The sequence below is a fragment of the Microvirga sp. HBU67558 genome (genome assembly GCF_018069605.1).
Lineage (GTDB): Bacteria > Pseudomonadota > Alphaproteobacteria > Rhizobiales > Beijerinckiaceae > Microvirga > Microvirga terrae.
The window spans coordinates 1-11659 of the sequence record NZ_JAGPUP010000433.1; the positions used below are offsets into that span (position 1 = coordinate 1).

At 63.5% G+C, this 11659-nt stretch carries 11 protein-coding genes; 2 read left to right on the forward strand and 9 right to left on the reverse strand.

Annotation, left to right across the window (positions count from 1 at the left end; genetic code table 11):
* From KBI52_RS04555 to KBI52_RS04565, 3 genes are all read right to left on the reverse strand, one after another.
* On the reverse strand, window positions 1-436 hold a 436-nt coding region (locus KBI52_RS04555; protein WP_210805669.1), incomplete at its 3' end, for a DUF3616 domain-containing protein.
* Between the two features lie 179 nt (window positions 437-615).
* Window positions 616-1575, reverse strand: coding sequence for an alpha/beta fold hydrolase (locus tag KBI52_RS04560; protein ID WP_210805671.1), 960 nt, complete (start codon window positions 1573-1575; stop codon window positions 616-618).
* 1 nt (window position 1576) lies between these two features.
* The gene (locus tag KBI52_RS04565) at window positions 1577-2788 is read right to left on the reverse strand and encodes an ABC transporter substrate-binding protein (RefSeq protein ID WP_210805673.1); all 1212 of its coding nucleotides are present in this window, start codon (window positions 2786-2788) and stop codon (window positions 1577-1579) included.
* Between the two features lie 177 nt (window positions 2789-2965).
* On the opposite strand from KBI52_RS04565, the gene KBI52_RS04570 reads away from it, so the two are divergent.
* Entirely contained in the window at window positions 2966-3451 is a 486-nt protein-coding gene (locus KBI52_RS04570; RefSeq protein ID WP_247654184.1) for a MarR family winged helix-turn-helix transcriptional regulator, read from the forward strand.
* A 380-nt stretch (window positions 3452-3831) separates the two neighbouring features.
* On the opposite strand, the gene KBI52_RS04575 is transcribed toward KBI52_RS04570, so the two are convergent.
* From KBI52_RS04575 to KBI52_RS04595, 5 genes are all read right to left on the reverse strand, one after another.
* The gene (locus tag KBI52_RS04575) at window positions 3832-4206 is read right to left on the reverse strand and encodes a response regulator (protein WP_210805675.1); all 375 of its coding nucleotides are present in this window, start codon (window positions 4204-4206) and stop codon (window positions 3832-3834) included.
* Window positions 4199-5743 (reverse strand): sensor histidine kinase, encoded by a 1545-nt coding sequence (locus KBI52_RS04580; protein WP_210805677.1) that lies wholly within the window; start codon window positions 5741-5743, stop codon window positions 4199-4201. The genes KBI52_RS04575 and KBI52_RS04580 overlap by 8 nt, the downstream gene beginning before the upstream one ends.
* Before the next feature lie 126 nt (window positions 5744-5869).
* Window positions 5870-6277 carry a hypothetical protein gene (locus KBI52_RS04585; RefSeq protein ID WP_210805679.1) on the reverse strand — a complete coding sequence of 136 codons (408 nt, stop codon included), beginning with the start codon at window positions 6275-6277 and terminating at the stop codon, window positions 5870-5872.
* Window positions 6278-6585: 308 nt separating this feature from the next.
* Window positions 6586-6819, reverse strand: coding sequence for a hypothetical protein (locus KBI52_RS04590; RefSeq protein ID WP_210805681.1), 234 nt, complete (start codon window positions 6817-6819; stop codon window positions 6586-6588).
* Window positions 6820-6873: 54 nt separating this feature from the next.
* A complete protein-coding gene (locus tag KBI52_RS04595; protein ID WP_315974924.1) occupies window positions 6874-7953 on the reverse strand; it encodes a Crp/Fnr family transcriptional regulator in 1080 nt (359 codons plus the stop codon).
* A gap of 111 nt (window positions 7954-8064) precedes the next feature.
* Between KBI52_RS04595 and KBI52_RS04600 the strand changes: the two genes are divergently transcribed.
* Window positions 8065-8628, forward strand: coding sequence for a hypothetical protein (locus KBI52_RS04600; RefSeq protein WP_210805683.1), 564 nt, complete (start codon window positions 8065-8067; stop codon window positions 8626-8628).
* A 255-nt stretch (window positions 8629-8883) separates the two neighbouring features.
* On the opposite strand, the gene KBI52_RS04605 is transcribed toward KBI52_RS04600, so the two are convergent.
* Window positions 8884-11298: a PAS domain S-box protein gene (locus KBI52_RS04605; RefSeq protein ID WP_210805685.1), complete on the reverse strand. Its 2415-nt coding sequence runs from the start codon at window positions 11296-11298 to the stop codon at window positions 8884-8886.
* Window positions 11299-11659: the final 361 nt, after the last annotated feature.

Below are 11659 nucleotides of genomic sequence, written 5' to 3' on the forward strand. Positions count from 1 at the left end.
CCTCCTCAATCAGAGGAATGCGTCCCAGGAAGGAGCGGTTGGGCTCGCGTTCGATCTCTTCCATGTTCTGGAGAGCCTGAGCTCGGTCGTTCTCATTGCGCTTGGGCTTGGAGCGCTTGCCGGAGTGGGAGCCGACAACCCAGAGGAAGCCGTCAGCTGCGCACAGCCCCTCAATGTCCATCTCGCCCTCGGCTCCGGCCGGCAGACGGACCAGCGCGTCCAGGCTGAATTGTTGATGGTCGCCAAAGCTGCCGTCGTCCAGGCGGCGAAGGCGTTCGACACTGGCGGTCTCGTCACAGGCAAGGAAGAGACAGTCGCCGATCCGCGCTACGGCGGAGAGATCCTTGTGGAGTGGGTCCTCTGTATGCCGCGGCGTCCAGTCAGAGAAGGTGAGGGGGACCTGATCGATGGCTTCTGCGGGGCTGGTGTTCGGCACGGTGGCTCCTGAGGTGCAGTGGCACTGGAGCGTTAACGCATGAGGTTGCATTGGAGCCTGTCAGCCCAGACCGATTAGCCCAGAGCGGAGGTCGGCTGGTCAGGTAACAGCTGACGTTCGAGAAGAACTGCTAATTTCCGAGTTTGACCCACAGGAGACATTCTGGAGTGGCGCTTTCGTCAGGCTGTCGCTTGTTGAAGCTCACGCTCCAAGATCCACCTGCTCAGCATTTCTGCGATCTCGGAGTTGTTGTCGTCCATCATGATCATGTGTGAGTTGCCGCTGATGCCCATCTTCGGGAGCGACCAGAGGCTTGCGCTTGCGCCAGCTTCATCGAGAGCCTCAACGAAGGCTTGCGTTCGCTCGGTCAGGGATACCCAAAGCGGCGTCGCATCCACATAGTCTCCTGAGATTGCCAGCACCGAACGATTGGCGAAGGCCGCTGGGTCATCGGGAAATCCGGATGGCTCAAGGGCGATAAGGCACGGCACCAAGGCTGGGTGACGGGCTGCCGCTCGGAAGGCGACCTCTCCCCCTTGGCTGTGGGCTATGACACAGCACGGCCCAATCCGTTGCAGCACAGCCTCAAAGGTCGACACCGCCGCTTCTCCCGTCGTCAGCCAGCGAGGGATGTGGCCCATGATGAACGTGTCGAGGTGATCGGTTGGGAACCGTTGCCCGGGAAAAGGTGTACGCCTTGGAAAGTCCTCGCTGCGCCCGAACCGGAAGAGGCCCCACGCCTCCTGCGCGCTTCTGACGATGGCATCCCCAGGCCAGACGCCGGGAAGGGCACACCAGCCGGCGCGGCCGCGCTCGACATTGTCGACAACATAAACGGTGAACCCCAGACCGAGAAGGATCTGGAGCCAGCCTGTTCGGCCATCCGGCGTCGCCTCCCACATCGCTCCGCTGAAGCCACCTCCATGAAGCAGGACAATAGGGATCCGTGAGATCGGCTGTTCCGGGATGAAGTACTGAACGTAGGCCTGCTCGACGTGGTACAGGCCGTTAGGATTGTATGTGAACGACGTGCTGCGGGTGAATGCGATCGTCCGCTCGTCCTGACCGTCGACTTGGACCTGGCGCCCGCCGACATGGAAGCTGCCGACGTGCGCGATCTTCAGACTAGGGGCGCCCATGTCACTTCTTGACCAGCGGGCACTTGCTCTCGGAGAGCGGCCAAGCCGAATCCTCGGCCGGGATCTCCCGCACGATCTCGAAGTAGTCCCAGTCGTATTTCGACTGGCTGGGCGCCTTCACCTTGGCAAGATACATATCGCGCATCACGCGGCCATCCTCGCGGATTGACGCCTTCTTAGTGAAGACGTCCTCGATCAGCATGGAGCGCATGGCGGCAGCGACCTTGTCGGCATCGTCCGTCCCCGCTGCCTTGACCGCCTTGAGGTAGTGCAGAACGCTGCCATAGACGCCCGTCTGAAGCATGGACGGCATGGCGCCGACCCGTTCCTTGAACTTCCTCGACCAGGCTCGGGTCGCATCATCCGTATCCCAGTAGGACGCCGTGGTCAGATAGGTGCCCTGGGTCGTGTCCAGCCCGAGGCTATGGACGTCGTTGATGAACATGAGCAGCGCAGCGAGGTTCTGCCCGCCCTGCACCAGGCCGAACTCCCTGGCCGCCTTCATGGCATTGACCGTATCCCCGCCGGCGTTGGCGATGCCGATGACCTTGGCGCCGGAGGATTGGGCCTGGAGGATGAAGGATGAGAAGTCGCTGGCATTGAGCGGGTGACGCACGGCTCCGACCACCTTGCCGCCGTTGGCCTGAATGACTTCAGTGGCATCCTTCTGCAACTGGTGGCCGAAGGTGTAGTCCGAGGCAAGGATGAACCAACTGTCCCCGCCGGCCTTGACCACGGCCGAGGCTGTTCCGCGTGATACGCCATAGGTGTCGTAGGTCCAGTGAAAGCCGTAGGGCGAGCACTGCTCGTTCGTGAGGGCGGTCGTCCCGGCGCCCGAGAACAGGGCGATACGCTTCTTGTCCTTCGCGATCCCTTGGACCGACAACGCGACCGCGGAGTTGGGGATGTCGGCGATGACGTCGACGGCCTCCGTATCGAACCAGCGGCGTGCCGTCGTCGCCCCGACTTCCACCTTGTGCTGGTGGTCGGCGGAGATCACCTGGATCGGCTTGCCGAGAACCGAGCCCCCGAACTCCTCGACCGCCATCTGGGCAGCCACGAGGGAGCCTTTGCCGGTCACATCGGAGGTGACCCCGGTCATGTCGGTCAGGACGCCGATCTTGACGACATCGTCACTGACCTGAGCCAAGCCTGGGGAAGCAAAGGCAGTTGCCCCGATCATGGTGGCGGCAAGCGCAGCTATGGCTTTCATTGAGCGTTTCTCCCTATCCCTTTTGCAGACAGACCTGTGGTCCGCTTCATTCCGTGTTATTGGGCAGGGAGAGTAAGCCCGGGCCAACCGGGATGCAAGGAAAAGGTCTCATATGATACTAATTTTGGTCTCACATGAGACTGTTAGCAATATTGCTTCAGGTGCTGGAGAGCCAGTTTGACGAACGGAGACGGTGACAACATCAAGACCATTCTGAACGGGACGACGATCCCAACGGCCTACAAGATGGGATATGTCCTGAACCATTACCGTGAGCCCTCGTTTCGGGCTATCGAGCGGGAATACGGGATCACGCGGCCCGAGATCGTGATGCTGATCTTCCTTGTTCATCGCGAGGGCATCACTGCCAATGACATCTGTGAGTTCTCCGGGCACCTGAAGGCCAGCATGAGCCGGGCTGCGATTGCACTCGCCCGGAAAGGACTGATTGATCGGCAGGCCGATGCGAACGACCAACGTCGCCAACTCCTCTACCTGACCCCTGCTGGGCGTCAGTTGCATGGGCGGTTCATGCCGATCCTTGAGGCCCGTGAGCGGGCGATGCTGGCCTGCCTGTCGGCCCGCGAAGCAGAGCAGTTCGAACGCTTGCTGAACAAGCTGGGTGACCACGTGCCGGATTGGGCAGGCGAGAACGAAGTCTAACCCTGGATAACTCAATCCTGCCAACCAGGGAGCTGCCATTGACTCCGATGAATTCTAGGGGACGACAGTTGATGGCGCTTCACGGAAGGTAGCGTGATGTCTGGTCCAGTAGGGAACACCGGACGTACCTGAAGGATAGGTGATCTTCAGAGTATGACCCAGCCTGTGTCAAAACACGAACGGCTCCGCTCTTGACGAACTATTTGTACAACATCGGCCTTGTATGCCGTGAATTCTCCGGTCCAATCGGCCTCGCGAGACATAGAATTGCTTCAGAGAGCGACACATCGGCGTTTTGACACAACCAAGACCCAAACCGGAAGTACGCCCTAGCGAGCATGAGCGTTCAGAAAGGGTAGATCGCTTCTCACAGGTTCGGCTTACGCCGCCAGCAGCAACCGAGCGAGAGCTCTCACAAGGGCACGGGGTTCAGACGGTTTCTCAAGGTGTGGAGCATGGTCATAGGCCCCCGGGATGCGCTGCTCGTTGTAGCCGGTGACGAACAGGAATGGCACGTCTTGGGCTATCAGCCTGTCTGCGATGGGAAAGACCTCCTCTCCACCCAGGTTCACGTCCAGCACGGCTGCGTCCAGGGATGGCGTCTGCTCGATCAGTCCGAGCGCAGCCTTCACCGACGGCACAGGCCCCACCACGACCGCACCTGCTCCGCTCAGGTCCTGCTCCAGCTCCGTGGCCAGGTAATATTCGTCCTCGACAACCAGGATGCGACGGTTCTGCAAGCTGCGGTCAGCCATCAGCACTCTCCTCGGCCGTGCCTTTCTCGGACACCGGCAGCGCCATGGTGCAATGAACCCCGTCCGCCTCCAGGATGAAGGATGTCCGGGCGTTGAGTTGATAGGGCAACGCCCGCTCGATCAGCTCGCGGCCTGCGCCGCCTCCATCAGGCGTGGTGCCGTCCGAGGGCATGACTACCCCGCTCTCGCGCCAGTCCACATAGAGCCACGGCTGACCGTCCTCCTGCCTGAGCTGCCAATGGATGGACAGGTGCCCCTCGGGCTGATGCAGAGCCCCGTACTTGAGCGCATTGGTGCAGAGCTCGTGGAGGGCCAGCGCCAGGGTCTGCACCGTGCTGGAGCGCAGCGCCACGCCCTGTGGGCCCTTGAGCGTCACCTTGTCGGCTTGCTGGTCGAAGCCGCCGTGCGCCACAAGCTCGCTTGTGACGAGCTGATCGAACGTGACCCGCTCGTCAGGGTTCAGCCGCGACAGCAATCCTTGCACGCGCGCCAGGGCCGCGATGCGGTCGTGGAACGTCGGGCCGAAGTCCTCCAGGCTAGTGCTGGAGCGAAGCGTCCGGTCGGCGATCCGGCGCACCACGGCCATGAGGTTGCGGGTGCGGTGCTGAAGCTCGGCCAAGAGAACCTGCTGCTGGTCGAGGAAGGCCCGCCGCTCGGTTACGTCCTGACCGATCTTGAGGAAACCGGTGACGGCGCCGTTGTTGTCCCGCAGCGCCCGGACCGAGCCCTCGATGAAGACACGTGAACCATCCTTGCGCAGGTGCCAGCGCACGTTCGGGGCGACCCCCTCCTGACGAGCCGTCTCAACCTCCTTCCGGTCCACACCGGCCGCGCGGTCCTCGGGCGTGAATAGCATGCTGCCAGGCTGCCCGATGGCCTCGTCTGTGCTCCAGCCATAGACCACCGCTGCTCCCGGCAGCCAGTCGGTGATGCAGTCGTCCGGATCGGTGGTGAGGATAGCGTAATCGGTGGCCGCTTCGACGGTGAGGCGGAAGCGTTCCTCGGACGAGCGCAGGTCGCGCAGCTTGAAAAGTCGGTCGATGATGGGTCCCAGGATGGTGGCATAGGTGCGCAGGAACTCCGTGTCGTTCTGGTTGAACTCGCGGGGCTTGGTGTCATCGACCTGGAGCAGGCCGTAAGCGTGGCCGCCGGGCAGCAGGATCGGCACGTTGGCGAGCGCCACTACACCTGCCTGCTTCATGAACTCGGGGACGTCGAAGCGCTCCTCCGTGCGGATGTCCTGCGTGATGACGGGCTTTCTCTTCCGGATCGAGTAGGTTTCGGACGAGCGCTCGTTCATCGGCAGGCGCACCTGCCCGACAATGTCTCGGGCCCAGCCCACGCCGGCCCGCACCAACAGGCTGTCACCATCCCGCGCGATCTCCAGGACCTTGGCACGTCCCGTGTCCATGGCCTCGCCTACCAGGCGGCAGGCTTCGGTGAGCACCTCATCCAGATCCTCGGACTGGAGGGCAAAGTCGCCGAAATCGGCGAGCACCTTCTGCCGCCGGAGGAGGATCTCCAGTTGGTTGTCCATCGGCGACCGTGCTCCTGCCGCAGGTCAACGCTGCGGAAGGGAGAACGATGCACAGCGGCTGCCGATGGGACCTGAACCGGAAGCCTGCCTCAGGACAATCCTCCTGACGGCACGCAATCCCGCTGCTCAGCCCGCGCCGCGGGGCTGGCCGAGACTGTTCAGGAGATCCCGCGAGCGGCGTAGGTTCTCTCGGACCAAGCGGACCTGCTCGGCGACCTCGGCAGTGAGCCGCATCATGCGGTCGCCCTGCTCCCGGGCTGCCCTGACGATCTCCGAACGGGGGGCATGCCGCCCGGCATGGCGGTCGAAGATCTCGGAGAAGGGCAGGTCGAAGACCAGCTCGTCTGCGGCATTCGTTACCTCGATGGCATAGTCCTGCGGGTTCTGAGCCCGGGCCATGAACTCCGCTCGGATGTCTTCAGCCGAGCGGAACGCTTCAAGGTAGGCGGTCTCCGCATCAGGGAAGTCGAGCCCCAGCTCGTCCCGGCTGCGCCGCTGGTCAGCGTCCCGAATATGAAAATAGAAGCGAGGCATTCCAGGCCCTCTCGGCTGCGTCCGGTCGTTCGCCTTCAGGCAAAGACGATAATAGCTCCCGCCACAGGCTAAAGTTCTCCATGAGAGTAGCCAGCACCTTCTTCAGGGGAGCGGATCCGCGATAACTGTGTGCGTCGCTTCATGTCGATCAACAGTCTTTAGCGACATCGCGGCGAGGGTCGGCATGAAGGCTCGGATGAGCTCGGAAGGTCTGGCCATATGGGCCGTTGTCGCTCGGGCAGGCCGACAGGTCAGGGCGGCGGGGCTCCTTCACCCGCATCGGGATCGGGCAGATGGTCGCCTCCGCCTCACGCTGGCGGGCGCTTCCGGATGATCGGATCCGGCGAGGGCGGCCAGGTCAGGCCCAGAAGATGGAGCCGGGTCCGGCTCTGCTGGGCCGTATCCCTAGCGTAGCCGATGTTGTCCTCGAGGCGCGCAACCTCTTCCAGGGACCGTTCCTGAGATGCCTTGAGCCTCTGCCTCAGGAGAGCCTTGGCTTTCATGGCCTTCTCGGCCCGTTCCAGCAGGTCATCGCTGCCCATGGCTGCGCTCCAGCCTGATCGCAACGGAAACGAGGTCAAGCCTCGCGCGTTCCCTCAGGTCCCCGTCGCCGCGACAGTGGCCAGCGCAGGCGATCGGGCGTATCGTGGGCCATGGCCAGGGCGCTGGATGAACGCAAAGAGCTCGCCAAGGCGGACGTCGACATCGCCGCCGGCGAGAGGCGTGTGGCCGAGCAGATCGAGCTCATCCGGTGGCTGGACAAGCACCATCACGATACCGCCCTGGCCATGAGCCTGCTGCGCGCCTTGGAGGGAACCCTCGCCGCCTGGCGCGACCACCGCAAGCTCATCCTGGCGGCGATCGCGCGTGAGGAACGGTCTCAGCCCTGAGGCCTCACCGGTGCCAGGCTTCGGCAGGACGCATGCCCCGCGACCCCACGGGCCTGGAGAGAGTTTCTCGCGATCGAGGTGGAGGTAGGCCGGATCGAACTCGCCGGCGACCTGCAACCCGGCCCAGTCGAGCACCTCGCACGCGCGGCCGCTCCACCGGATGAGGCGGTTCTTCCGCAGGTAATCCAGAGACCGATGAATGTGCACGTTCGACAGGCCAAGCGCGTCGGCGAGTTCAGTCTGGGTGATCGGCAGGGGAACCGTGAGGGGCGTCTCCAGCCCGGCCGCGCGCAGGCGCACGACCAGCTCGCACAGGAGATGGGCCAGCCGCACCCGCGCCGGGCGGCGGCCGATGCCGAGCATCCATTCCCGGAAGATGGCCGCATCGATCAGCATGTCGCGCCAGCAGGCATGCGCAATGCCGGGATGGGCCTGAAGCAGCGCCCGCAGGTCGTCGTGCTGGATGAAGCCGACCGTGCAGGCCGAGATCGTGCCCAGGCTGTGGTCCATCGTCCTGAGGTACAGGCTCTGGAAGTCCGGGATGTCGCCAGGCGTGTGAAAGGCAAAGATCTGGCGCTTGCCGGCTTCGGTGAACTTGTACCGGCAGGCGATGCCCTCGAGGATCAGACAGGACTGGGTGGGCCGATCCCCCTCCCGCACGAGGGCCTGCTTCGGATCGATCCGCACCACCCGCATCGGCAGGACCCGGAGGGCGCTGCGATCGTCGTCCGACAGATCGCTGATGCTCTCCAGCTTGCGGATGAGAGGCTCGCGTTCGGACAGCATTGTTGTTCTCCCGGTCCGGTCCGGCCAAGTCTACCTCGAAGGGCATTTCCGGAACAAGGTTCGCCAGGAGCTCCGGATCGCGTATAGTCCTGGAGGCAGGAGGACGCGGCCGTGCCGAGGTTTTACTTTCATCTGAGAGGCGGCCCGGAGGGTCTGAGCCGGGATGGCACGGGCCTGGATTTGCCGGACGTGGAGACCGCCTATCTCGAAGCCTACGATGCGGTGATCGACACCGGCCGTGAGCTGATCATCGAGGGCCTCAACCCGCAGGGCTACGCTTTCGAGATCACCAACCGCTCAGGCGAGCTGATGGTTGAGATCCCCTTTGCCGAGGTGCTCGACCGCCATGCCGAGCCGCGGCCGCCTCTTCTAGTGCGGGAGACGTTGCGTGAGCCTCGGCCGTCTCCCCCGGCTGAGCCACAGGCGGGCGATGGGAGTGAACCCCGCAGGGGCAGTCCGTCCGTTCGCGAGGGCACGCCCGGGCCTGTCGCTCGCCCCGCAGGGCTGGAGGTGTGTTCCCGCGAGACCCGCCAATGCGTCGATCACCTGGAGCGCACCACTCAGGGGCTCTGGCAGCAGTTGGAGAAGTCGCATGAGGCGATCCGCCGTTCGCGCCAGCTCCTGGCCAACCCGCACTATCGCTACCGCCCATGGACAAGCCTGATCGGCCAGTAGGATCCTCCAGGATCCTCAAAATCGCTCCGTGCCCTTCGATTGCTCCCGACACCGGGTTCTGAAAGCGATTCCGGACGTCTTCCTGCTCTCCGTCGCATTGCGGCTCATTCGTGGAAGGCGGCGTGCCAACCCAAAGGTCGCTTATTGGCACTGGTCTGACCTTAGTCTTACGTCCCTAGGGCAGGGGTAAGCAGACCCTCCAAGGCGGTCAGCGATCTCATGCTCGTGACCCGCCTCAGAAGTCAGTGAACAGTTTTAGGACCGCTGAGGCCGCCGCATCACTTGGCGCAGTGTCCGGGATAACTCATCGGCCGCATAAGGCTTCTGAAGAAGCTCGAAGCCGTGCCGGCCTTCTTCCGCCAGCACGTGGCTGTAGCCCGAGGTGAGAACAACAGGCAGCCTTGGCCAACGTCGCCGGATCTCCCGGCCCAGCTCTATCCCGCTCATGCCCGGCATCACCACATCGCTGAACACCGCGTCGACGTCACTGCCTTCTTCCAGGATCTGCAACGCCTCAGCGGCATTGGCAGCCCACCGGGTTTCGTAGCCCAGGTCCTGGAGGAGCTGAGTCGAGAACGCGCCGACGTCCTTGTTGTCCTCAACCAGCAGCACACGGCGGCCGCGGCCATCTTCCGGGGCCCGCATGTCGGATGCGGCCTCGATCCCATCTGGCTCGGCGTCCACCTGCGGCAGGAACAGCGTGAGGCTAGTGCCGTGCCCGACCTTGCTCTCGACCGCCACATCGCCGCCCGACTGCTTGGCAAAGCCATAAACCTGGCTCAGCCCCAGGCCCGTGCCCTTGCCCACTTCCTTCGTGGTGAAGAACGGCTCAAAAACGTGAGGGAGCTTGTCAGCCGGAATGCCGCAGCCCGTGTCGGTCAGTGACACGGCCACAAAACGGCCGGGGCTGCCGCCGTGGCGCCTGAGAGGCGGCAACGTGGCATGGGTCCTCACGGCAATGGTGAGCCTGCCCTCGCCATCCATCGCATCACGGGCATTCACCGCCATATTGATGAGCGCCGTTTCGAACTGGCTGGCGTCGGCCTCCACAAAGCAGCGCCCACAGGCAATGTCCGTCACGATCTCGATCCTGGCTCCCACGATGGTGCGCAGCATGTCGGTGACGGCATCGATGCGCTCGGACACGTCAAACACCTCCGGCTTGAGAGCCTGCCGGCGCGCAAAGGCCAGCAACTGTCCGGTGAGTTTGGCGGCACGGCTGACCGTGTCGGTGATCGCGTCGACGTACCGGACGCGCCGCTCCTCCGGCAGGTTGGGCCGGCGCAGGAAGTCAACCGACGAGCGGATGATGGTCAGCAGGTTGTTGAAGTCGTGAGCGACACCGCCCGTGAGTTGGCCTATGGCTTCCATCTTCTGCGCCTGCCGAAGCTGCTCCTCTGCCGCCAGCAGGGAGCGGGTCCGCTCCTCAACGAGGGTCTCAAGGGTGGCGTTGAGCTCGCGGACGGCCGCATCGGCGCGAAGACGCCGTACGGCAGCCCAGGCACGATCCAGAACGCTGCTGACGAAGGCGATCTCATCGATCGTCCAATGATGTGGGGTGCCGGCATGCAGGAACATGTAGGCGGAGAGTTGGCCATCCTCCATGAGCGGCACGAAGGCGGCGGCTTGCGTGCTCCAGGCCGCCCACCCCTCAGCCGCCCCCGCGGTTCTGGGATCGTCCTGGATATTGTCGATGAGCACGGTCTCGCCTCGCCGGAGCGGATCGAGATATGAGCCCCACTCGGACACCCGGTAGGTTCCCACAGACCGGGCGACCGCAGGATCGGCCACCCAGTCCCGCTCGACCACAGCCGTGTCGTCATCGATGCTGGTCACCGCGTAGCCGACCCGCAGAAGAGCGAGCGTCTTGCCGATGGTGGCAGCAGCCAGTTCCGCCACATCAGCGTCCGCAGCAGCCGTTAGTTCGCGCAGCCGGTCGCCGAGTTCCACCAGAGCGGCCTGCCGAGCCTCCGCGCGTTTGCGGTCGTCGATGTCCCGGAAGTAGGTCTCGACGCCAGCCTCAGATCGGCTGACGGTGACTTCGAACCAGCGCCCGATGGGTCGCGAGTAGCGCTCGTAGACGGCGGCAGGCTCATCGGAGGCCACGGCCTGGTAGTCGGAGGCATCCTGCGCGTCCGGGAAGATGTCCCAGACCCGTCGGCCCAGGATCCTCTCACGCGGCTTGCCAGTCATCGCCTCGAAGACATGGTTGACGTCGACGAAGCGCCACTCATGGTCGAGGCGGTAGTATCCCTCATTGATCGTTTCCAGCACGATCCGCTTCTGCCGCTCGTTCTCCTGCGCCTTCAACTCAGCCTGGCGGAGATCCTCGATATCGAGGGCCGTTCCAATCCACGCTGTGAGATGTCCATCCTTGAAGAGGGGGGTGACCTGGCAGCGATGCCAGCGGTACGCGCCATCAGCCCGGCGCATGCGAGCGTCGACCATGTAAGGTTTCTCCTCGACCACACCCCGGGTCCGGACCTCGACCAGTCTTGCCCGGTCGTCGGGATGGAAGACGTCGGCCCAAGTCAGGGCCTCCATCTGCTGGGGAAGGCCGGTATAGGTCGTCCAGTATGGGTTGAAGCGCTCGACGCTGCCGTCGGGCCTGAGCACCCAGAGGATCTGCCGGATGCCCTCGAAAAGGACGGTGTCGGTGTGGAGGCTCAAAGCTTACCCAATGTTCGCGAGGGGCCGCAGGTACTCCGGGCTTCGGAGGCGGTGGTATCTATAGCGGCAGAGGCCATTTGGCCACCTGACGGGCTTTAGACAAACAGCCGGGTACTGCTAAGCTCATACATCTATACATCCCTGGACCGTGACCTATCCCGTTCAGCTTCCTCGCTGGACAGTTGAGGGGGCGAACGCTTCAAGTGACGCGTTTTTCCGCAAGTGATCTAAGTCAAGTGAGCCCGCACCATGGCGGGCCGTCGCCAAATTGACTTTCTAAAGCGAAAGGTCCGTTCATGGCACGTTCCGGACCTAACCTTTAGGTCGGGTGATAGGCTTAAAGCGGACCTTTGGAAGGGTA